At 61.6% G+C, this 19,957-nt stretch carries 23 protein-coding genes; 8 read left to right on the forward strand and 15 right to left on the reverse strand.

Annotated features, from left to right (window positions below; genetic code table 11):
* Nucleotides 1–5 precede the first annotated feature (5 nt).
* The 10 genes from J3P95_RS06780 to J3P95_RS06825 form a co-directional block, all read right to left on the reverse strand.
* A complete protein-coding gene (locus J3P95_RS06780) occupies nt 6–1,154 on the reverse strand; it encodes an efflux RND transporter periplasmic adaptor subunit (protein ID WP_434578168.1) in 1,149 nt (382 codons plus the stop codon).
* A gap of 155 nt (nt 1,155–1,309) precedes the next feature.
* Complete coding sequence (locus tag J3P95_RS06785) at nt 1,310–2,407, reverse strand: DUF1513 domain-containing protein (protein WP_434578166.1); 1,098 nt, start codon at nt 2,405–2,407, stop codon at nt 1,310–1,312.
* A gap of 2 nt (nt 2,408–2,409) precedes the next feature.
* The gene (locus J3P95_RS06790) at nt 2,410–3,474 is read right to left on the reverse strand and encodes an imelysin family protein (RefSeq protein WP_434561708.1); all 1,065 of its coding nucleotides are present in this window, start codon (nt 3,472–3,474) and stop codon (nt 2,410–2,412) included.
* A gap of 28 nt (nt 3,475–3,502) precedes the next feature.
* Complete coding sequence (locus tag J3P95_RS06795) at nt 3,503–4,930, reverse strand: di-heme oxidoredictase family protein (RefSeq protein WP_434626412.1); 1,428 nt, start codon at nt 4,928–4,930, stop codon at nt 3,503–3,505.
* 118 nt (nt 4,931–5,048) lie between these two features.
* A complete protein-coding gene (locus tag J3P95_RS06800; protein WP_434561712.1) occupies nt 5,049–6,377 on the reverse strand; it encodes an ATP-binding protein in 1,329 nt (442 codons plus the stop codon).
* Between the two features lie 67 nt (nt 6,378–6,444).
* A complete protein-coding gene (locus J3P95_RS06805) occupies nt 6,445–6,882 on the reverse strand; it encodes a Spy/CpxP family protein refolding chaperone (RefSeq protein ID WP_434578162.1) in 438 nt (145 codons plus the stop codon).
* Nucleotides 6,883–7,046: 164 nt separating this feature from the next.
* Complete coding sequence (locus J3P95_RS06810) at nt 7,047–7,724, reverse strand: response regulator transcription factor (RefSeq protein ID WP_434578160.1); 678 nt, start codon at nt 7,722–7,724, stop codon at nt 7,047–7,049.
* A gap of 7 nt (nt 7,725–7,731) precedes the next feature.
* On the reverse strand, nt 7,732–8,142 hold the full coding sequence (locus tag J3P95_RS06815; protein ID WP_434578159.1) for a translation initiation factor 2: 411 nt from the start codon (nt 8,140–8,142) through the stop codon (nt 7,732–7,734).
* Nucleotides 8,143–8,251: 109 nt separating this feature from the next.
* Nucleotides 8,252–8,551: a YciI family protein gene (locus J3P95_RS06820; RefSeq protein WP_045156716.1), complete on the reverse strand. Its 300-nt coding sequence runs from the start codon at nt 8,549–8,551 to the stop codon at nt 8,252–8,254.
* A gap of 1 nt (nt 8,552) precedes the next feature.
* Complete coding sequence (locus tag J3P95_RS06825; RefSeq protein WP_434578157.1) at nt 8,553–9,149, reverse strand: septation protein A; 597 nt, start codon at nt 9,147–9,149, stop codon at nt 8,553–8,555.
* Nucleotides 9,150–9,236: 87 nt separating this feature from the next.
* Here J3P95_RS06825 and J3P95_RS06830 point away from each other — a divergent pair, with 87 nt between their 5' ends.
* The 6 genes from J3P95_RS06830 (at nt 9,237) to rluB (ending at nt 14,171) form a co-directional block, all read left to right on the forward strand.
* A complete protein-coding gene (locus J3P95_RS06830) occupies nt 9,237–10,100 on the forward strand; it encodes a PHP domain-containing protein (protein WP_434578155.1) in 864 nt (287 codons plus the stop codon).
* Nucleotides 10,101–10,113: 13 nt separating this feature from the next.
* On the forward strand, nt 10,114–10,743 hold the full coding sequence (locus J3P95_RS06835; protein WP_053124883.1) for an L-threonylcarbamoyladenylate synthase: 630 nt from the start codon (nt 10,114–10,116) through the stop codon (nt 10,741–10,743).
* A 132-nt stretch (nt 10,744–10,875) separates the two neighbouring features.
* Nucleotides 10,876–11,574, forward strand: a complete 699-nt coding sequence (locus J3P95_RS06840; protein WP_434563734.1) for a segregation and condensation protein A — start codon at nt 10,876–10,878, stop codon at nt 11,572–11,574.
* A gap of 11 nt (nt 11,575–11,585) precedes the next feature.
* Nucleotides 11,586–12,545 (forward strand): SMC-Scp complex subunit ScpB, encoded by a 960-nt coding sequence (gene scpB / locus J3P95_RS06845; protein WP_434561724.1) that lies wholly within the window; start codon nt 11,586–11,588, stop codon nt 12,543–12,545.
* 42 nt (nt 12,546–12,587) lie between these two features.
* Nucleotides 12,588–12,779 carry a DUF1289 domain-containing protein gene (locus J3P95_RS06850; protein ID WP_434561726.1) on the forward strand — a complete coding sequence of 64 codons (192 nt, stop codon included), beginning with the start codon at nt 12,588–12,590 and terminating at the stop codon, nt 12,777–12,779.
* 144 nt (nt 12,780–12,923) lie between these two features.
* Nucleotides 12,924–14,171, forward strand: a complete 1,248-nt coding sequence (gene rluB, locus J3P95_RS06855) for a 23S rRNA pseudouridine(2605) synthase RluB (protein WP_434561728.1) — start codon at nt 12,924–12,926, stop codon at nt 14,169–14,171.
* Nucleotides 14,172–14,327: 156 nt separating this feature from the next.
* Here the strand turns inward: rluB and J3P95_RS06860 are convergent, their stop codons facing one another.
* Both J3P95_RS06860 and J3P95_RS06865 read right to left on the reverse strand, forming a co-directional pair.
* Nucleotides 14,328–15,293: a leucyl aminopeptidase gene (locus tag J3P95_RS06860; RefSeq protein WP_434578152.1), complete on the reverse strand. Its 966-nt coding sequence runs from the start codon at nt 15,291–15,293 to the stop codon at nt 14,328–14,330.
* An 84-nt stretch (nt 15,294–15,377) separates the two neighbouring features.
* Nucleotides 15,378–15,515: a hypothetical protein gene (locus J3P95_RS06865; RefSeq protein ID WP_042729498.1), complete on the reverse strand. Its 138-nt coding sequence runs from the start codon at nt 15,513–15,515 to the stop codon at nt 15,378–15,380.
* Nucleotides 15,516–16,172: 657 nt separating this feature from the next.
* Here J3P95_RS06865 and J3P95_RS06870 point away from each other — a divergent pair.
* Together J3P95_RS06870 and arfB are read left to right on the forward strand one after the other, a co-directional pair.
* On the forward strand, nt 16,173–17,594 hold the full coding sequence (locus J3P95_RS06870) for an amino acid permease (RefSeq protein WP_434578150.1): 1,422 nt from the start codon (nt 16,173–16,175) through the stop codon (nt 17,592–17,594).
* Nucleotides 17,595–17,701: 107 nt separating this feature from the next.
* Entirely contained in the window at nt 17,702–18,115 is a 414-nt protein-coding gene (gene arfB / locus J3P95_RS06875) for an alternative ribosome rescue aminoacyl-tRNA hydrolase ArfB (protein WP_434578148.1), read from the forward strand.
* Here arfB and J3P95_RS06880 read toward each other — a convergent pair.
* The 3 genes from J3P95_RS06880 to J3P95_RS06890 form a co-directional block, all read right to left on the reverse strand.
* A complete protein-coding gene (locus tag J3P95_RS06880) occupies nt 18,112–19,311 on the reverse strand; it encodes an MFS transporter (RefSeq protein ID WP_186635816.1) in 1,200 nt (399 codons plus the stop codon). The two genes, arfB and J3P95_RS06880, sit on opposite strands and share 4 nt — an antisense overlap.
* An 83-nt stretch (nt 19,312–19,394) precedes the next feature.
* Complete coding sequence (locus J3P95_RS06885; RefSeq protein ID WP_434578145.1) at nt 19,395–19,646, reverse strand: hypothetical protein; 252 nt, start codon at nt 19,644–19,646, stop codon at nt 19,395–19,397.
* 35 nt (nt 19,647–19,681) lie between these two features.
* A complete protein-coding gene (locus J3P95_RS06890) occupies nt 19,682–19,825 on the reverse strand; it encodes a hypothetical protein (protein WP_434561738.1) in 144 nt (47 codons plus the stop codon).
* Nucleotides 19,826–19,957: the final 132 nt, after the last annotated feature.

Below are 19,957 nucleotides of genomic sequence, written 5' to 3' on the forward strand. Positions count from 1 at the left end.
CTTGATCAGTCCGCGGGTGACGGGCTGTTCTGTTCGGTCAGGGTCTTGTCATCGCCGATGGCGATGGGCGTACCGTTGTCCAGTTTGATCTGGCCGGCAATCACGACCTGTTCGCCGCTCTGCAAGCCCTTGGTCACCAGCACCTTGCCGTCACGCCGCTCGCCGGTCTCGACGAAGCGCCGTTCGGCGATCAACAGCGGCTGGTCCTTGTCATCCATCTCGACACTGCCGTCGGCGGCTTTCTTTTGCGTGACCACGTACATGGAGTTGCCGTAGAGCGTGTAGGTCACGGCGCTTTCCGGCACGACGATGCCGGCGGCCACATCGGGCAGGATGACCTGCAGATTGGCGAACATGCCGGGCAACAATTTGCCGTCGGGGTTGGCGAGGGTGGCGCGTACCAGCACGTTGCGAGTGCTGTCCTCGACCTTGGGGTTGATGGCGCTGATGGTGCCGGTGAAGGCCTGGCCGGGGTAGGCCGAGACGCTGACGTTGATTGGCAGGGTGATAGCCAATCGAGGCACCGTCTGCTCAGGCACGTAGAAGTCCACATAAAGGCTGCTGAGGTCTTGCAAGGTCGCGATCACCGTGCCGCTGGCCAGGTAGTCGCCGACGTCCACCTGGCGAATGCCGATGGTGCCGCTGAACGGCGCGACGATGTGTTTCTTCGCCAACGAAGCCTTGAGCTGGTTGACCGTGGCCTGGTTCTTTTTCAGCTGCGCCGAGAGACGGTCGAATTCGCCCTTGGAAATTGCCTGGCTGCCCACCAGTTGACGGCCGCGGCCGAAGTCCAGCTGTGACAGGCCGAGGTCGGCCTGTGCGGTTTCCAGCAGGGCACTTTCGACTTCGCTGTCCAGTTGCAGGATCGGTTGGCCAGCCTTGACCTTCTGCCCGGACTCGAACTGCACCTTTTGCACGGTCCCGGCAATCTCCAGGCTCAGGTCAACGCCTTGCAGGGCCTTGAGGCTGCCAACGGTGGGCAGGCGAGACTGCCAGGGTTGCTCGGTGGCCTTGGCCACGGCGACGCTGACCGGCGGTTTGGGTGCAGAAAACATCTGGATTTGCTGGTAGATGGAGAAGGACTTGTAGCCCGCCAGCAACAGCACCACCAGCAGGACAACACCCAACATGATCAGCATGCGGCGTCGCAGCATGTTCCACTTCCTTGGAAAAGAGCCGAGAGGAGAAACAGATAGGCGGGCACATTACTCCGAGTGGGCGGTGTATTCCATATGCTGTTGGGCCTGTAATGCGTGGGATTATTCCGAAAAATAGGGAGCTGGGCTTCGATGGGCTTCGCTCCCCTCGCTCAGGCCAGATGCAAATGGTTGTCCCAGAGCCCCGCCGGCAGATCCAAGGGTTTTGCAACCAGTTGTGTCTGCGTGCAGTCGTAATAACGGCAACGGCCCTGGCCGGATGTCACGACAAACCCGTCGGCCACCGCACCCACTCCGGCGCAGTCCGGCAAGGGCGCGTCCAGGCGAATCTCGCCGCTGTCCAGGTCCCAGATGAAGAACCGGTTGCCCCGTGGCGCCGTCAGGGCCACCAGCCGCAAGTCGCTGTGCACGGCCACACTGGCGGTGTAGTGCCCCATGGCTTGCAACTGGCGTTCAGGCACTGGGAACGCTTGGAACGGTTGTCCCGGTCGCTTGATCGCCAGCAGTTGCGACGACTCGTAGGCGGCGCCCATGAACTGCTGGCCAGTGACGATGGTGCCGTCGCTGGCAATGCCCATGTGGCGCACGCTGTTCATCTGCTGGGGGAGGGTCTCCTTGCTCAACAGTGTGCCGTCTCTGCGCATCAGCACCAGGCTCGGCTCCATCGCATCGAGGTTCATCTCGAGGCGACTTTCGGCCTCGGTGCGGATACCGCCGTTGGCCACCACTAAGGTCTCGCCGTCGGGCATCCACGACACTTGATGAGGGCCGATGCCGTGGGTGGAAATCTCACCACTGTGCGCCAGCCGCTCGCCCTCGAAGCGGTACACACCCAGCAGGCCGCGTCCCGGATCGCGGGTGTCGTTCTCGGTGGCATACAACCATTCGCCGCTGCGATGGATCACCGCATGGCCATAGAAGTGCCGGTTCGGCAATGAGCTGATGGTTTGCAACAGCGCACCGTCGCGCAAGTCGATCAGGTAGCTTTTGGTGCCTGGACGGCGGGCAACGAACAGCGCAATCGGCTGCGCTGGATGATTGATGATGTCATGGCAACGCTGGCCGACCTGGGTGGCAAACACCCGGGTGCCGTCCAGTCGATAGCCGACGGCGTAGTGCTTGCCGTCGCCATCGTCCCGTGCCGAAAGCAGCAGCGGACTCTTGTCCTTTTGCTTGAACAGCGTCCAGCCGCCCAGGGTAACGGCGCCCAGCAGCAAGCTGCCGAGCGCCAGAGCCTGACGTCGAAACATGATCAGTCACCGTCGTTGGCGTTGAAGCCCAGTTGAATGCCCAGCGCCTTGGCCAGTTCGCCTTCGTGCAGGCGATGGACGACGTTGAGGCTGTCATACAGGTCGTTGAGTTGTTGGCGCCCGGTATCATCGCTGAGCATTTCGGCCAGCGAGCGCTGGCTGCTGGCGAACAGTTTCAACGAGGCGTCGTAGGCGGCGTCGATCTTGTCGGCCAGCGGTTTCTGGTCACTTGGCAACAAGCCTCGCAGGCCTTTGTTGTCCACGCCGACCCACACGGTCCTGGCGGCGCTGAGGCTGGCTTCCAGTCCTTGCAGCGACGATTGGCTGCGCCAGGCATCGGCCTGGAACGGCTGCGGCACGCCCTTGCTCTGGCGGCCCATCGGCGTGCCGAGCTTCTTCTTCAGGGTGTCCAGGGCGGTGACCTGGACGCGCAGCAGATCGGCGATCGCTTCGTGGGAATCGGCATAGCGCTGGTTCGGGAATTTGCTCATCTGGGCGAGCATGCCGTCGTGGGTGTTCCAGCGCGACAGGATCTCTTCGGCGAGCTGCTTCTGGCGTTCGCCGATGGCGATGAGCAACGGGCAATACTTGGCTTTTTGCGTGCTGTCGGCCATGTCGATCTTGGCGTCGAACAGCAGGTATTCGTAGGCCGAAAGCCCTTGCACGACGACGCTGGACTTGGCCAGGCCGGCGGCGTCGATCTGCGGCTGGCTGTTGACCAGTTGCTCGACCTGACGGCCCACGAGGTTTTTCTTGTCTGGCCAGAACTGCACCTGCCAGGCGCGGTTGCCCTCGGCCAGCGGACCGATCAGCAACGGTTGTAGTTCGGCCCAGGCTTTTTGTGCCTTGAGAAAGTCGGCGCGGGCGCTTTCCAGGTTTTCCTTGCCCTGGCAGAACGCGAGGGCGCTGGTCGCCAACTGCCGATCGGCATCGACCCAACGGCTGTAGGTCGGCAGGATCACCTGTTTGGCAATGGCGGCCGACGTGACGGCTTGTGGGTCCTGGGGCGAGCAGGCCCCCAGGGCGATGGCGGCGAGGCTGGTGAACAACAGCTTGGGACGGAACATGTCGGGCTCCCGTTTCTGGAACGTACGTTTAAAGAGAATTGAGGAAGGCCAGCAACGCGGCGCGTTGCTCGGCATTGAAGGCTAAGACTTGTCGTTGCGCCGCCTGGGCTTCGCCGCCATGCCAGAGCACGGCTTCGAGCAGGCTGCGGGCGCGACCGTCATGCAGGAACTGGGTGTGGCCGTTGACGGTTTCGGTCAGGCCGATGCCCCACAGCGGCGGGGTTCGCCAGTCACGGCCGCTGGCCTTGAATTCGCTGCGGTTGTCAGCCAGGCCTTCGCCCATGTCGTGCAGCAGCAGGTCGGTGTAAGGGCGGATGACCTGGTTCGCCAGCTCCGGTTCGGCAGCGTTGGCGGCGGTGGTGTATGTGGGCGTATGGCAGGACTGGCAGCCGGCCTGGAAAAACAGGTTCTTGCCGGCCAGCACCTGGGGCGCATTCACCTCGCGACGGGCCGGTACGGCGAGGTTGCGGCTGTAGAAAAGTACCAGTCGCAAGATGTTGTCGCTGACTTCCGGCTCGCCTTCCGGGCCATTGCCATTGGGCGCTCGCTTGCAATCGACCTGGGCCTCGGTGCAGTCGTCGAAGGGCCGCAGGGTGGTGGTCAGGCCCATGTCGCCGGAGAAGGCGTGGACGTTCTGCTGATTGAGGTTTGGCTGTCCGGCTTTCCAGCCGAAACGCCCCAGCACGGTTTTCTGCTGCACATCGTCCCAGACCCGGTTGGGGCGCCCGGCGATGCCGTTGTTCTCCCGCGCCTGGGCCTCGGCATTTGCCAGGATGGCTTCGTCGGGGATGGCTTCCAGCAGACCCAGGCCGATCATTGGCGGGGCGACGCGGGCCGAAAAACGCGTGTCCGGGTGCATCGGGCCATAACCCAGCTGGGTAATCTGCAGGTTTGGCTTGCGCAGTTCCACGACGGTGCCGTCCTTGAAACGCACAGGGACGGGTGTGTAGTCGACCCGCACCTTGCCTTCCGGGGCGACGCCAGGTACGGACATGTCCTGCAACTGGCCGCCATACACTGGTTCTGGCACGACACCGAGTTGTTCGATGACCTTCGCATAGGTCGGCGCATCGGGAATCGACAGGCGCACCAGCATCGACACCGCGTTGGCGGCATCTGGAGCCGGTGGGTGGCCGCGCCCGTCCTTGATGTGGCAATTCTGGCAGGCGTTGGTATTGAACAAGGGGCCGAGTCCGTCCCGTGCGGTGGTCGTCGAAGGGGCGATCACCCAGGGACTGCGGAAGAAACTGTTGCCGACGCTGAAATCCACGCGCCGCGAAGGCGGCAGGTTGGCCGAAGGCAAGGAGAAGGCGTTCTGATCGGCCTTGCGCACCGTCGCGCTGCCGCCGGACTTGGCTTCGCCGGGTTCGGCCTGGGTAAAACGCGGGGCGTCGTCGCAGGCACTCAGGCCCAGGGCCAGGAACAGTGCGCATAAGCGAAGAGACAACGACGGCATTGGGAATCCTGCGGGGACGAGTGAAACGCGGGCGCAAAGTCTAACAGGGCAGGGCAGTTTGAATAAGAGGAATTATCGTTTGGTTTAAGGGAGCAAGGTCCCTCGCCACAGCTCCATTTTAAGGTTGCACCACGGCCCCCGGCACCAGCGGCAGCTCGAGCGTCGCGATGAACCCGCCCTCCGGATGGTTGGCCAATACCAGCGCACCCCCGTGGCGTTCCGCCGCGCGGCGGGCGATTGCCAGCCCCAGGCCATGGCCGGCGGCGGTCTGGCCGGGGGCCCGGTAGAAGGGTTCGCCCAACTGGTCCAGGTGTTCGGCCTCCACGCCTGGCCCATGGTCGCGCACGCTGATCAGGATCCGTTCGCCCTGTTGCACTGCACGCATCTCCACGGGCTGCCCGCTCGGACTGAAACGCTGGGCGTTGCGCAGCAAATTATCCACAGCCCGCTCGATCATGGTCGGCCAGCCTTTAAGGGTGAGGTTCGGCTCCGCTGCCACCTGGACATGCTGTTCAGGCGAAGCCAGTTGGGTGTCTTTTTGCAGCGTGACCAACAGGGCGTTGAGATCGACTTCTTCGGCGCTGGCGTTGTCGGCATCGACCCGGGCCAGGACCAGGATTTCACTGATCAGCGCTTCCAGGCGATCACATTCGCGGGTCAAGCGTGGCCACAGTTTCTCCCGCTCCGCAGGATTGGCCCGTTCGGCCAGCGCCAGGGCGATGCGCAAGCGGGCGAGGGGCGAGCGCAGCTCATGGGAGACGTCTCGCAGCAATTGGCGCTGGCTGGCAATCAGGCTTTGCAGGCGCGCGCCCATGCGATTGAAGTCGGTGGCCAGTACACCGAACTCGTCCCGGCGGTTGGCCAGCTTGGCCAGGCTGTTTTGCTGGTAGGTGGCCTGCCCCAGATCATGCACCGCACCGCGCAAGCGACTCAGTGGACGGGTGATGGAGAAGGTCACCAACAGGCTGAACAGGGTCAGCACCACCAACGCGATCCCCAGTGCACTGAGGGGCAAGAGCAGGCTCTCGCGGTGCCAGGCGTCCAGTTCAGGATGGGGAATGCGGTAGATGAACAGGTATGTGTCGCCGGTTGTTGCGCTGGTGAACTCGTCGGTCAGCCGCCGCCAGGGCAGGCGCTTTTGCCGTGCCTCGAAGGCGGCGGCGCGAGGTGGGAAGGTGCCGCGCACCACCGGGTCACCGCTTTCGTTGAGCACCTGGACGTCGATTCGATATTGGCGCTTGCGTTGTTGCAGGATGTCCTGGGCGGCTTCTTCACCCTGGCTTTCATAGGTTTGCGTCCATTCCTCGGCCAGGGTGTTGAGACCCGGATGGCGGGTGAGAATCCATGCGTCCTGATTCAGCATGTGGCCCATGAGAATCGAAAGCCCTGCAACCAGGGCAATGGCCAGCCAGAAACTGGCCAGGATGCGCCAGAACAATGAACGCACGATAAATCCTCGAAAACAAAGAAAGCCCAACGGCGAGTGGCCGTTGGGCTGGGCAAGCTTCAGTGCATTATTGCGCTTTTTGCGGTTGTTGCGCTTTCCAGGCTTTGAACTCAGCCCACTCGGCGCGACGTTCGGTCTGCTTTTTCTGGATCGCATCAAACTCTTTCTGTTGTTCAGGCTTCAACAGGCCACGGATCTGGGCATCGACCTTTTCGTGACGAGCCTGCATTTCGTCCTGCATGGCTTTCTGATCGGCCGGCGAGAGTTTGGCCAGGTATTTTTCGACCAGCTCGCGACGTTCGTGACGCTGCTCCCCCATGATCTTGCGGATCTGCTGGCGTTGCTCGTGGGTCAGGTCCAGCTGGCTGTACGGACCTTTGTCGTGCATCTGCCCGCCGTGGCGCGGTCCGTCCATCGGGCCCATCGGGCCGGGGCCTTCAGGCATGGCCATGGCGACGGTCGGCAGGGCGGCGGCGAACATCAGAGCGATAAGGGTCTTGCGCATGGTGTTTCTCCTTGTCTCATTCCCGGTCAGTTCCGGATGTGTGCAGATTACGGAGATCAAGGTCAGCGGCGGTCAGGGGGGCGTAAAGCTTGGGTAAAGACGGTTTGGTTCGATGCTGACAAAACAGCCTGCACAAACCCCGTGGCCCTAGGTCCAAACAGTGTTCAGAGGCTGTAGTAATAACCACGGCTACGCAGCGCCACGATCCGCGGCCGGCCGTCGGGGTGGGGGCCGATTTTCTTGCGCAGGTTGCTCACGTGCATGTCGAGGCTGCGGTCGTACAGGGTCAGCTTGCGGCCCAGGGCGAGCTGCGCCAATTCCTGCTTGTCCAGCGGCTCGCCCGGCTGCTTGAGCAATGCTTCGAGCAGGCGGCTTTCGGAAACGGTGAGGGCCTGTTGCTGCTCGTCGATGCTGACCACGCCGCGCACCGGGCTGAAGGTCAGGTCGCCCAGTTCGATCTGGCTGGACACGGCCGTCGGGTGGCTGCGGCGCAGCACGGCGCGCAGCCGGGCGGTCAGTTCCCGTGGGTCGCAGGGCTTGGCCAGGTAGTCATCGGCGCCCAGCTCCAGGCCAAGGATACGGTCCAGCGGTTCACCCCGGGCCGAGAGCATCAGTACCGGCAACTCCGGGTGATCGTTGCGCAATTGCTTGAGCAGTTCCAGGCCGCTGCCGTCGGGCAGCATCACATCCAGCACCACTGCAGCAGGGGCGGTCTCGGCCAAGGCCTTGCGGGCACTTTGGCCGTCGTGACAGGCGCGGACCTGAAACCCTTCCTGGCCCAGCCAACTGCAGAGGAGCTCACACAGCTCCTGGTCATCATCTATCAGTAACAGCTCGCTCATGACTCACTCAATTTAGCCATTGCCGACGTTGTCTACGTCCACCGCTGGCAAAGATACCGCAGAGCAAGGCCAATAGCGCTACCCCGGCACCAATGACGAACCATTGCTGTTGATCGGTCAACAGGCGTGGCAGCGGGCTGGCCTGGGCTTCCTTGAGTTGCAGCTTCAAGCGCTGGTTTTCCTGGCGCAGCCGGGCCAGCACAGCGCTTTCGCGCTCGCTGTCGGCATTCTGCAGTTGTTTGCCCAGCTCTTCACGCTGGCGTTCGCTGTCTTTCAAGCGTTGCTGCAATTCGGCGATCTGGCCGCCGGCGCTCAGGGATAACGGCGCCGAATGGCTGCCCTCGGCGCTTTCCTCGCCATGGGCGGGCGCTCCGATCGCCAACGATACCAACAACAGGCACAACGGACCTTTGCGCATTGCAACTCCTGAATTCCAATCGAGATTAGACAGGTTGTCGGCAGGCGCACGGGAAAAATGAGCAAATCGAGCGCAATGAGCCGCGCAGGCTCATTGCGCCAGGAGGGAGTTACGGCAGGACTTGCTTGAACGGCTTGACCACGACATCGGCGTAGACGCCGGCCGCCACGAACGGATCGGCCTTGGCCCAGGCCTGCGCGGCGGCCAGGGAGTCGAACTCGGCCACGATCAGGCTGCCGGTGAAACCCGCCGCGCCCGGATCATTGCTGTCCACCGCCGGGTGCGGGCCGGCCAGCACGATGCGGCCTTCGGCCTTGAGCTGCTGCAGGCGCTCCAGGTGTTCCGGGCGGGCGGCCAGGCGTTTTTCCAGGGAGTTGGCGACGTCGGTAGCAATGATTGCGTAGAGCATGTCAGTCCTCGGTTTTTGGCGTGGTGGGGTCGGCATCGTGCAGGTGACGGGACAGGTAGATGCCCTGGCCAATCAGGAACAGCAAGGTCATGCCCAGGCTGCCGAAGACCTTGAAGTCGACCCAGTATTGCTGGAACGTGAATGCAACGAAGAGGTTGGCGGCGCCGCAGAACAGGAAGAAAACGATCCAGGCGATGTTCAACCGGGTCCAGATCACCTCTGGCAAGCTCAGGGCGTGGCCCATGATGCGCTTGACCAACAGGCGGTCACCAATGAAGTGGCTGCCGATAAAGGCCAGGGCAAACAGCCAGTTGACCACCGGTGCTTTCCATTTCAGGAAGGTCTCGCTGTGGAAGGCCAGGGTCAGGCTGCCGAAGACAAGGCAGGCGATCAAGGTCAGCCACTGGCTTTTTTCCAGCTTGCGCTGGGAAACGAAGAGCGCGCCATAGACCACCAGGGAACTGATGATAAGCACGGCGGTGGCGCTGTAGATACCGCCAACAGTCAACGAGTGACTGGCGATGTCGACGGTCCGTGGATCAAGTTTGTAGACGATGAAAAACAGCAGGAGCGGGATGAAATCGATGAATTGTTTCACAGTGGCAGCCAGAAGCAGGATGTGGCGGCATAATAACAAACATCCTTGGCCGCGATAGGGCCAGCTGATTTGAGGTAACAAACTCTCGTGAATGTTGATTTGCACTGCCATAGCACGGCCTCCGATGGTGCCCTGGCGCCTGCGGTTCTGGTGGCGCGGGCGTACGAGCACGGCGTGCGAGTCCTGGCCCTGACCGATCACGATACCCTCGAAGGCCTGGACGAGGCGCGCAGCGCCGCCACCGCGCTGGGCATGCAGCTTGTCAACGGTGTTGAGCTGTCCTGCACCTGGGGCGGGGCGACCATCCATGTGCTGGGCTACGGTTTCGATGTGAATGCGCCGGCGCTGGTCCAGGCCATCGCACAATTGCGCGACGGTCGCTGGCTGCGCTCCGAGGAGATCAGCCGCAAGCTGGCCCTCAAGGGCATGCCCGGTGCGCTGGAAGGCGCCCGGCAAATCCAGCAGGCCCTAGGCGACAGCGGCAATGCGCCGGCCCGGCCGCATTTTGCCGACTGGATGGTGAGCGAAGGTTATGTCAAGGATCGCGCCGAAGCCTTCCGCAAATGGCTGGGGGCCGGCAAGCTGGGGGACGTCAAGCAGCATTGGCCCACCCTGGAGGAAACCGTCGCGACGCTGCGAGCCGCCGGGGCGTGGATCAGCCTTGCACATCCCTGGCACTACGATTTCACCCGCAGCAAGCGCCGCCGCCTGATAGCCGACTATATTCAAGCAGGGGGCCATGCCATCGAAGTGGTCAATGGCCATCAGCCGGCCGAGCAGGTCGGCAGCCTGGCGATCCTCGCCCGGGAGTTTGGGCTGCTGGTCACCGCCGGCAGTGATTTCCACGGCCCGGGGGGCTGGTCCGAGATTGGCGAATACCGCCCGTTGCCGGAAGATCTGCCACCACTATGGTGTAGATTCAAACATGATCCCGTTATCGCCGCCGTCTGAACAGGTAGAACACGTGAGTCAATTTTTCCAGATTCATCCGGAAAACCCGCAAGCGCGCCTGATCAAACAGGCGGTGGAGATCATCCGTGGTGGTGGTGTAGTGGTTTATCCCACCGACTCGTCCTACGCGATTGGTTGCCAGATCGGCGATAAAAATGCTGTGGAGCGGGTAAGACGCCTGCGCCAGTTGGATGACAAGCACAACTTCGCGCTCATCTGTAGCGACCTGTCGCAGTTGGGGCTGTTCGCCAAGATCGACACCGGCACCTTCCGCCTGCTCAAGGCTCATCTGCCAGGCCCTTACACATTTATTCTCAACGCCACGCGGGAAGTCCCGCGGCTGTTGCTGCACCCGAAAAAACGCACCATCGGCCTGCGTGTGCCGAGCCACCCGATTGCCTTGGCGCTGCTGGCTGAGTTGGGTGAACCGCTGATGAGCGTGACGTTGATCATGCCCGGCGAGACCGAGCCGTTGACCGATCCCTATGAAATGCGCCAGATACTCGAGCACCAGGTGGACCTGATCATCGACGGCGGTTTCGGCGGCATGTCGGCCTCCACCGTGATCAACCTCGCCGATGGCGAGCCCCAAGTGGTGCGTGTCGGCTGCGGTGATCCGACGCCGTTCATGGTCGAGGCCTGAATGTCCGCTGTTGAGACCGCCGTCGAAAGCGTCGACAGCCAGGCCGGCGCGCAACAGGAATTGCCCTTTGCCATGGTCTATGGCCAGGCGGTCCTGGAAATGCCCCTGGACCTATACATCCCGCCGGATGCGCTGGAGGTTTTCCTCGAAGCCTTCGAAGGCCCGCTTGACCTGCTGCTGTACCTGATCCGCAAACAGAACATCAACATCCTCGACATTCCCGTGGCGGAAATCACCCGTCAATACATGGGCTACGTCGAGCTGATGCAGTCGGTGCGCCTGGAGCTGGCGGCCGAATACCTGGTGATGGCCGCGATGCTGGCCGAAATCAAGTCGCGCATGTTGCTGCCGCGTTCGGCCGCGGTCGAAGAGGAAGAAGACGATCCGAGGGCCGAGCTGATCCGTCGCTTGCAGGAATACGAGCGCTTCAAGGCCGCGGCCGAAGGCCTCGATGGCCTGAACCGGGTCGGGCGCGACGTGGTGGTGCCCAAGCTCGATGCGCCTGAAGCGCGGGCGCGCAAGTTGCTGCCAGACGTGAGCCTGGAAGAGCTGTTGATGTCCATGGCCGAGGTCTTGCGCCGGGGCGATATGTTTGAAAGTCACCAGGTCAGCCGCGAAGCACTGTCCACCCGCGAGCGCATGAGCGATGTGCTGGAGCGGCTCAAGGGCGGCGGCTTCGTGCCGTTCGTCGAGCTGTTCACCGCCGAGGAAGGGCGGCTGGGGGTGGTGGTGACGTTTATGGCAGTCCTGGAATTGGTCAAGGAATCCTTGGTCGAGCTGGTGCAGAATGAGCCGTTCGCAGCGATCCACGTGCGGGCCCGAGCCGAATAACGAGCAAATCAATGAATCTGACTGAACCCCGCGAGCTGGCGCCCTTGCTTGAAGCTTTCCTGTTGGCTTCCGGAAAGCCGCAATCGATGGAGCGCCTGTTCGAACTCTTCGAAGAAGGCGAGCGGCCCGAGCCGGCCGTGTTCAAGAAAGCCCTGACACTGTTGGGCAAGTCCTGCGAGGGGCGGGCATTCGAGCTCAAGGAGGTGGCGTCTGGTTATCGCCTGCAAATCCGCGAGAAATTCTCGCCCTGGGTCGGGCGCCTTTGGGAGGAGCGGCCGCAGCGTTACTCCCGGGCGATGCTCGAAACCATGGCGCTGATTGCCTATCGCCAACCCATCACCCGGGGCGAGATCGAGGATGTACGGGGCGTGGCGGTCAACAGCCACATCGTCAAGACGTTGCTGGAGCGCGAGTGGATCCGCGTCGTCGGCTATCGTGACGTGCCGGGCAAACCGGCGATGTTTGCCACCACCAAGGCTTTTCTCGATCACTTCAACTTGAAGAACCTCGACGACCTGCCGCCGCTGGCCGAGCTGCGGGAGCTGGAGCCAGAACCTATGCTCGGGTTCGACGACGCCCCGGTGCCTCAAAGCCTGCAAGCGTTGGCCGATGCCAGTGCCGAGCCTGAGGAGCCGAAGGAGGAGACCAGTTTCCATTCGTTGTTGCTGGAGCTGGACACCATGGAGGAGGGCCTGAAGACTGACTTCGACGATTTGCTGCGTGACGCTCCGGATATTGAGGACGGGACGGAACAACAGCCACAGCAAGTCGATGCAGTTGAACTTGCTGTCGAGCCTGAACCCGAACCCGAAGACGATATTCTCGGCGTTGCACAGGCACGGGAAAAGCTGCTCGCTGCGGTTGCCGCCCTCGAACCGCGCGAGCCCGAACCCGAGCTGAGCGACGAAGAGGCCGAGGCTCGCGCCCTGGCCGAAGCGATTGAAAACGAGCGGCGCCAGTTCGAAGATTGACCCGCTTGCCCATCCCGGGCTTGCGGCGTGACAGGAATTATCATGAGCGCCATCAAAGACCCCTGCATCAGCCTCTGCAAGTTCGACGATGATATTTGCATCGGCTGCGGGCGCAGCAAGCGCGAAATCAAGGCTTGGAAAAAACTCGACAAAGAAGACAGGCGCGTCGTACTCGCCGAAGCGGCGCTGCGCCTGATCAAGCTTGGCGCCACCGGTCGGCGGAAAAAGCGCTAAGCACTGTACGATCAGCTAGTCTCTGATGCGCGAAAGCCTCAACGAGCGTATGATTCGCGACCCTTTGGCGATCCCTTCGCCGAATGACCTGTTTTCAAAGCGTCAGGCCACGCCTGACCCGACCACACCGGGAGGTGCCCAGAAATGAAAGACCTAGACCAGAACGACAGCCAGGAAATCGGCCCAGCAGGCGAGAAGTTGCAAAAAGTCCTCGCCCGTATCGGCGTCGGCTCGCGCCGTGACGTGGAAGCCTGGATCACCCAGGGCCGCATCAAGGTCAACGGCAAAGATGCCACCTTGGGCCTGCGTGTCGACATGCACGACGCTATCACCATCGATGGCAAGGTGATCAAGCGCGAAGAGGCCGCCGAAACGGTGCGCCGCGTGATCATGTACAACAAACCCGACGGTGAAATCTGCACCCGTGACGACCCGGAAGGCCGTCCGACGGTGTTCGACAAGATGCCGCGTCCGAAAGAAGGCCGCTGGATCAACATCGGTCGCCTGGACATCAACACCACCGGTCTGCTGATGTTCACCACCGACGGTGAACTGGCCAACCGCCTGATGCACCCGTCCTACGAGATGGACCGCGAATACGCCGTGCGCGTGCGTGGTGAAGTCGATGACGAAATGATCGAGCGCCTCAAGGCCGGCGTTGTGCTGGAAGACGGCCCGGCTCGGTTTACCGACATCAAGCAGGCCCCAGGCGGTGAGGGTTTCAACCACTGGTACCACTGCGTGGTGATGGAAGGCCGGAACCGTGAAGTGCGCCGGCTGTGGGAATCCCAGGGCCTGGTGGTCAGCCGCCTGAAACGCGTGCGTTTCGGCCCGGTGTTCCTCAACTCCGACCTGCCGATGGGCCGCTGGCGCGAAATGACCCAGCAGGAAGTCGATATCCTGGCGGCCGAAGTGGGCCTCAAGCCTGTGGCAATGCCGCAGATGACCGCCAAGAGCAAGGACAAGCTGGATCGCATGCAGCGCAAGTCCTCGCGTCCGATGGGCAAGACCGAGCGCGTGCGTACCTTGCGCCCTGCTGCCGACGGCGCAGCGACCGGCCCGCGTCCTTCCCGTGAGCCGCAACTCGAAGGCGAACGCCCGGCCCGCAAGCCGGCGCCGCGCCAGGACGGCGAGCGTGGCCCGCGCACGCCACGTCCGGCCAACGGCCGTACCGAGCGTGGCACTGAGCGTGGCGAAGGTCGCGGCGCTCCGGCAGGTCGCGGCACACCGGTCGCCGACCGTCCGGCCGACACCAAGCGCCCGGCCAAGCCTGCACCGAAAAAGCGTCCGGGCATCATCCTGGCCGACCGTGACGCGCCATCAGGCAAACGCCGTGGCGCGCCGGCCGGTTCCGGCCAGCGTCCAGGGTTTGGACGCCGGAAGCCGGAGTGAGGCAGCTGTGAGTTTCTAGCTGCAAGCGGCAAGAAAAAACGCCAACCGTTGGGTTGGCGTTTTTTTTTTGCTTGGCTGAATGATACGTTTCGGATAAGGCACACCCTCGGTGCCCGCTCTTTCTTGCAGCTTGCAGCTCGCAGCTCAAAACTGCCCCTAAAGCACAAACCGCCCATCAAACATCGGCTTATTGTCCAGCGCCAGCACACCGCCTTCAAAGATCAGGTCCAGATGATGGCTGCCCTTGGCCCCGCCGCCCAGCCCCAGGTGCAGGCCGCAGTGGCGTTCTTCGAAACCGGCATTGCGGGCGTACAGGCTCTTGACGCCTTCGTTGGTGCCGATTCCCAACTCCTCGATGCGCCGGTTCGATGGGTTGGCGTCCAGGTATCGGTTGAAATCGTGTTCCAGGCCCGGCACGTCGGTGGCAATTTTCTGAATGGTCGAATCTTCGATCCACAGCTCCAGCGGCGATTGCAGCACACCATATTTACGAGCGAACGGAATCGTGCTGAGAAACGTCCCGACGAATTTCACCTGGCCATTGATGGCGTCGCTGTGGGTAGCAATTTCGCCGGGGGCGAGGTCGTAGTTGCCGACGCCATTGATGTCGGTCCACTTCTTCACGCCGTTCAACGCCGTGTCGAAATATGAGCCGTGGCCATCTTCGAAACTCAAGGTCGCGGCTTGGGACATGCGGCGGATGAGGTGACTGTTGAGCCCGGCGATGCGTTGGGGGATGACGCTGAAGGTGTCGTAGAAATAGTCGCCGTAATCTTTGAACAGCAGCGATTTCTTCCAGTTGTCCGCCATCACGCTTTGCAGCGCACGGACAAAGTCCGGGCCGTCGGGACGTGGATTGGGCAGGGTGGAAGAGTCGTAGAAGAAAATGTACAGATCGCTTTCAGCAATGGCCTGTGACAGGCGCTCGGTAGTTTCGAGATCCAGGCGCATGGCGCTGAACTGGAACGGCGAGCCGCTGCCAGCCTGTTCGGCGATGGCACCGGTCAATGCTTCGTAGTCGGCGGTGTGGCCGAGCAATACCTTGGCGGGCTGGATGCCGGCCAGGGCGGGATGATGTTCGAGGTAGTAAAGGAAATGTGAGATGGCTCGTTGTGTGTCCATGCTTATTCTTCCCTGACGAATGATTGGCGTCCTGTTAGCAAAGTGGCGGAACCGACCGGCCGGATCAGCTCCGCCGGGTATCGCTTACAGAGGCCACATCGCCGTGCCGAACGGAACGACGGCGTCGGCTTGCATCATTTCGACGGCGGCTTCATGGGTCGGTGCCTCGAACCATTCATCCAGTTGCAGTTCGGTTTCCAAGTCTTTGTCCAGTGTTTGCATAGTGAATCTCCTAGATGACTTTTGCGGAAAACGCGGGCCGATTCGTGAGCAGAACCCGAGCGAACCGGCACCGCAAAAACTCGCCGGCACGATGCCGTGGCAAGTGGGGGAAAACCTAGTCGAGGGTTTTTTGGAATGCAAAAAAATAATCTATTTTTTTATTATGAATTTTTTATTCTAATTTACGTGGGGGATTTACCCTTTGGAAAACAGTCATGTGGGCTTGTTTTTTTGTTAGGTAGCTACCTACCGTCAATTTGCGGTCATCCTTCGAAAACTTCCCGCATGGAAAGTCTACGTTACGGCTTGTAAAGGAATGCTGACGGTTTTGACCGTTGGAGCGGACCGGTATCGGCATTTGGAAGGGCTGTAAGAAAAAGCTGCCGGGTGGCCCGGCTTGACGCGTTTTTTTGCTACTTCGCAGCGCTTGTTTCAAGCCCGCGGGAAGGGTCAGATGCGCGCCAGACCTCAAGTGCGGGGTGAGACGCTGATCGGGTGGTGTCTGGCAGCGAGGGGACTGCAGTGTACAATGCGCCGCGTTTTACTGTGACCCTTCGCGTACCCACGCACTTTCAAGGTTATCCGCCTTGTTCACTCCGCCACGCCACAAGCGTGTCGGGTCCGATTTCGTCACAGATAAAAACAAATAGGTGACGCATGACCGTTGTAGAAAATACGCATTCTGGCGAGCTGAAGCGCGGCCTGAAAAATCGCCACATCCAGTTGATCGCCCTCGGCGGCGCGATCGGCACCGGCCTGTTCCTCGGCTCGGCGGGGGTGCTGAAATCAGCCGGCCCGTCGATGATCCTCGGCTATGCCATCTGCGGGTTCATCGCCTTCATGATCATGCGCCAGCTCGGTGAAATGATCGTCGAAGAGCCCGTCGCCGGCTCCTTCAGTCACTTTGCCCATAAATACTGGGGCGGTTTCGCCGGGTTCCTGTCGGGCTGGAACTGCTGGATCCTCTATATCCTGGTGGGCATGTCCGAGCTGACGGCGGTCGGCAAATACATTCATTACTGGGCGCCGGACATCCCGACCTGGGCGTCGGCGGCGGCGTTCTTCGTCCTGATCAACGCCATCAACCTGGCCAATGTCAAAGTCTTCGGCGAGGCCGAGTTCTGGTTTGCGATCATCAAGGTGGTGGCGATTGTCGGCATGATTGCCTTGGGCAGCTATTTGCTGGTCAGCGGTAACGGCGGCCCGCAAGCCTCGGTGACCAACCTGTGGGCCCATGGCGGATTTTTCCCCAACGGCGTGAGCGGCCTGGTCATGGCGATGGCGATCATCATGTTCTCCTTTGGCGGCCTGGAAATGCTCGGTTTCACCGCAGCCGAAGCCGACAAACCGAAAACCGTGATTCCCAAAGCCATCAACCAAGTGATCTACCGCATCCTGATTTTCTACATCGGCGCGTTGGTGGTGCTGCTGTCGTTGACGCCGTGGGACAGCCTGTTGTCCACGCTCAATGCGTCCGGCGATGCCTACAGCGGCAGTCCGTTCGTCCAGGTGTTCTCGATGCTGGGCAGCAACACCGCGGCGCACATTCTCAACTTCGTCGTGTTGACCGCTGCGTTGTCGGTGTACAACAGCGGCACTTACTGCAACAGCCGCATGTTGCTCGGCATGGCCGAGCAGGGCGATGCGCCCAAGGGCCTGGCGAAAATCGACAAGCGCGGCGTGCCGGTGCGTTCGATCCTCGCATCGGCGGCGGTCACGCTGGTGGCGGTGCTGCTGAACTACCTGATCCCGCAGCATGCGCTGGAGTTACTGATGTCGTTGGTGGTCGCGACGTTGGTGATCAACTGGGCGATGATCAGCTACTCGCACTTCAAGTTCCGCCAGCACATGAACCAGACTCGCCAGACGCCGCTGTTCAAGGCGTTGTGGTATCCGTACGGCAACTACGTCTGCCTGGCGTTCGTGGTGTTCATCCTGGGCGTGATGCTGTTGATCCCGGGCATTCAGATCTCGGTCTATGCGATTCCGGTGTGGGTGGTGTTCATGTGGGGGTGCTACGTGATCAAGAACAAGCGCAGTGCCCGGCATGAACTGACGATGGCGGCTACTGCCAAGTAAGCAATCTTGAAATACGACAAACCCGGCCAAGTGCCGGGTTTGTTGCATTAAGGCAAGACACCTGAAAATTCGGGGTATCCTGTGGAGCCTGATACCGGACACTTTCCATGCTGGTGATTTCCAACAACGTGCACATCCCCGACGCGGAGATCGAGCTGACGGCTATCCGCGCCCAAGGCGCCGGCGGGCAGAACGTCAACAAGGTTTCCAGCGCCGTGCACCTGCGCTTCGACATTCCGGCCTCGTCCTTGCCCGAGTTCTACAAGGAGCGGCTGCTGGCGCTGCGTGACAGTCGGATTACCAGCGAAGGCGTGTTGATCATCAAGGCCCAGCAATACCGTACGCAGGAGCAGAACCGCGCCGATGCCCTGGAGCGTCTCGTCGAGTTGATCCTCAGCGCCACCAAAGTCGAAAAGAAGCGCCGCCCGACCAAGCCGACCTTGGGCTCAAAAAAGCGCCGCCTGGAATCCAAGACCAAGCGCGGTTCGATCAAGGCCGGTCGCGGCAAGGTGGATTTCTAGTTCTTTTCCCGTTCTTCACGGTAGCGAGGTGCCTGGCGATACAGGTAGACGCTCAACGCCAGCCCGCCCAACGCCGCCAGCGCGGCGAACAGGAAGATCGAGGCAAAGCCGAACCCTGCGGCAATCGCACCGGCCAGCGGACCGGTGATGCCCAGCGACAAGTCGATGAACAGCGAATAAGCACCCACCGCCGCCCCACGACTGGAGGCCGGCACCAGGTTGACCGCTTCCACGCCCAGCGCCGGGAATACCAGCGAGAAACCAAAACCACTCAACGCCGCACCCGCCAGGGCCCACTGCGCATCCGGCGCCAACCACAACAGCAACAGACCGAGGGTTTCCACCGACAGGCAGGCGATCGCCACCCGGAACCCACCGAGACGGTTGATCAGGTTGCCGAACAGCAAGCGTGCGCCGATGAAGCTGGCGCCGAACAGGCTCAGGCACAGCACGGCGTTATCCCAGTGCTGTGTCGCGTAGTACAGGGTAATGAAAGTCGCGATGGTGCCGAACCCGATGGACCCCAGGGCCAGCCCGCAGCCGTGGGGAAGCACTCGTCCTAACACGTGCATGAAGGGCAGGCGTTCGCCAGAGACGATGGGCGCCGCGGTCTTGCGCCAAGCCAATGCCAGCCCCAGCAGGCCGAGCGCAATGATGCTGACGCCCATGCTCCAAAGTCCCAACGCATTGACTAGCCAAACCCCCAGCGGGGCACCGATCGCCAGCGCGCCGTAACTGGCAATTCCGTTCCAGGAAATCACTTTGGCGGTGTTCGCCGCCCCGACTCGGCCGATGCCCCAGCCAATCGAACCCGAGCCCACCAGGCTTTCCGCACTGCCCAACACCAGGCGACCGATCAGCAGGCTGATCAGGCTGAATGTCGGCAGGTGTGGCGTCCAGGCAGACACCAGCATGAACACACCGCTCAGTCCGCAGCCGGCGAGGCCGAACATCACTGCGCGCTTGCTGCCCAGGTTGTCGATGATGCGTCCCGCATAAGGACGGCTGAGCAAGGTGGCCAAGTACTGGACGCTGATTACCAGCCCGGCGATCACCGCGCCGAAACCCAGTTCGCCATGGACGAAGCCGGGCAGCACGGCCAGGGGAATGCCGATATTCAGGTAGCCGATGAAAGTGAACAGGACGATGGAGACGACTTGCAGCGTGACCGCCAAGGGGCGCTGGGGATCTGGCATGGGTAAAAGGTCCACGGGGCAGCTGGATAGATAGGCTGCTTATGATAGCGGCGACCGTGGGGATGGCGACTGGAAAAGTAAAACTATTTGCCGGGCGGCGGTTCAGCTGTGTTTTTGTCAGCGACCAGATGTGTGGTCACCAACGCAGCAAGGGCATTTTCCTCCGTGCCGAACCGAGCCAGCAGGGTGGCTTGTTTCTCAGGAGAAAGGCGGGTCCAGATATCGACCATTTTTTCCGCTGTGCCGATCAGCATGCTGGCCTGGGCTTCGCTGAAGGTAGGGATGTCATCGGTCATGGTACGGGGCTCGGAATTCAGGCGGTGTGGAAAGCGCATCTTAGCGCTTTCCACAGTCTGTTGGTGCGGGTGTATCAGTCGTCGCTGTCGGCCTGGCGGCGTTCAGTGGCTTGCGGCGGCTCGGGTTGCTGGGCGTCGGGTTGCCCCCCGGCTTGTAGCGTGGTCGTCTGCTCAGGTTCGTGCAGGCTTGGGAAGGGGAGATTAGGAATCTCGTGCATATCGCGCTCCTCGCAAAGTCTGTTGATCGATCGGGTAGATCCGCGCTTGTACAAAGCGTGGGCAGGATACCCCAGGAGAAATGACAAAAAGACTTTTAAACCCCGATGCGCGACAAAAGGGATTGTCTGGAC

Origin of the sequence: Pseudomonas sp. Z5-35, from assembly GCF_051131945.1 — a bacterium.
Classification (GTDB): Bacteria; Pseudomonadota; Gammaproteobacteria; order Pseudomonadales; family Pseudomonadaceae; genus Aquipseudomonas; species Aquipseudomonas marvdashtae.

Excerpts from the sequence above, each read along its gene's own strand:
- J3P95_RS06815 (WP_434578159.1), bottom strand. The coding sequence starts at position 8,142 with ATGCGCAAAGGTCCGTTGTGCCTGTTGTTGGTATCGTTGGCGATCGGA.
- J3P95_RS06785 (WP_434578166.1), bottom strand. The coding sequence starts at position 2,407 with ATGTTTCGACGTCAGGCTCTGGCGCTCGGCAGCTTGCTGCTGGGCGCC.
- J3P95_RS06865 (WP_042729498.1), bottom strand. The coding sequence starts at position 15,515 with ATGCAAACACTGGACAAAGACTTGGAAACCGAACTGCAACTGGATGAA.
- rluB (WP_434561728.1), top strand. The coding sequence starts at position 12,924 with ATGAAAGACCTAGACCAGAACGACAGCCAGGAAATCGGCCCAGCAGGC.
- J3P95_RS06850 (WP_434561726.1), top strand. The coding sequence starts at position 12,588 with ATGAGCGCCATCAAAGACCCCTGCATCAGCCTCTGCAAGTTCGACGAT.
- J3P95_RS06890 (WP_434561738.1), bottom strand. The coding sequence starts at position 19,825 with ATGCACGAGATTCCTAATCTCCCCTTCCCAAGCCTGCACGAACCTGAG.
- scpB (WP_434561724.1), top strand. The coding sequence starts at position 11,586 with ATGAATCTGACTGAACCCCGCGAGCTGGCGCCCTTGCTTGAAGCTTTC.
- J3P95_RS06820 (WP_045156716.1), bottom strand. The coding sequence starts at position 8,551 with ATGCTCTACGCAATCATTGCTACCGACGTCGCCAACTCCCTGGAAAAA.
- J3P95_RS06810 (WP_434578160.1), bottom strand. The coding sequence starts at position 7,724 with ATGAGCGAGCTGTTACTGATAGATGATGACCAGGAGCTGTGTGAGCTC.
- J3P95_RS06790 (WP_434561708.1), bottom strand. The coding sequence starts at position 3,474 with ATGTTCCGTCCCAAGCTGTTGTTCACCAGCCTCGCCGCCATCGCCCTG.
- J3P95_RS06870 (WP_434578150.1), top strand. The coding sequence starts at position 16,173 with ATGACCGTTGTAGAAAATACGCATTCTGGCGAGCTGAAGCGCGGCCTG.
- J3P95_RS06795 (WP_434626412.1), bottom strand. The coding sequence starts at position 4,930 with ATGCCGTCGTTGTCTCTTCGCTTATGCGCACTGTTCCTGGCCCTGGGC.
- J3P95_RS06780 (WP_434578168.1), bottom strand. The coding sequence starts at position 1,154 with ATGCTGCGACGCCGCATGCTGATCATGTTGGGTGTTGTCCTGCTGGTG.
- J3P95_RS06880 (WP_186635816.1), bottom strand. The coding sequence starts at position 19,311 with ATGCCAGATCCCCAGCGCCCCTTGGCGGTCACGCTGCAAGTCGTCTCC.
- J3P95_RS06860 (WP_434578152.1), bottom strand. The coding sequence starts at position 15,293 with ATGGACACACAACGAGCCATCTCACATTTCCTTTACTACCTCGAACAT.
- J3P95_RS06805 (WP_434578162.1), bottom strand. The coding sequence starts at position 6,882 with ATGCGCAAGACCCTTATCGCTCTGATGTTCGCCGCCGCCCTGCCGACC.
- arfB (WP_434578148.1), top strand. The coding sequence starts at position 17,702 with ATGCTGGTGATTTCCAACAACGTGCACATCCCCGACGCGGAGATCGAG.
- J3P95_RS06885 (WP_434578145.1), bottom strand. The coding sequence starts at position 19,646 with ATGCGCTTTCCACACCGCCTGAATTCCGAGCCCCGTACCATGACCGAT.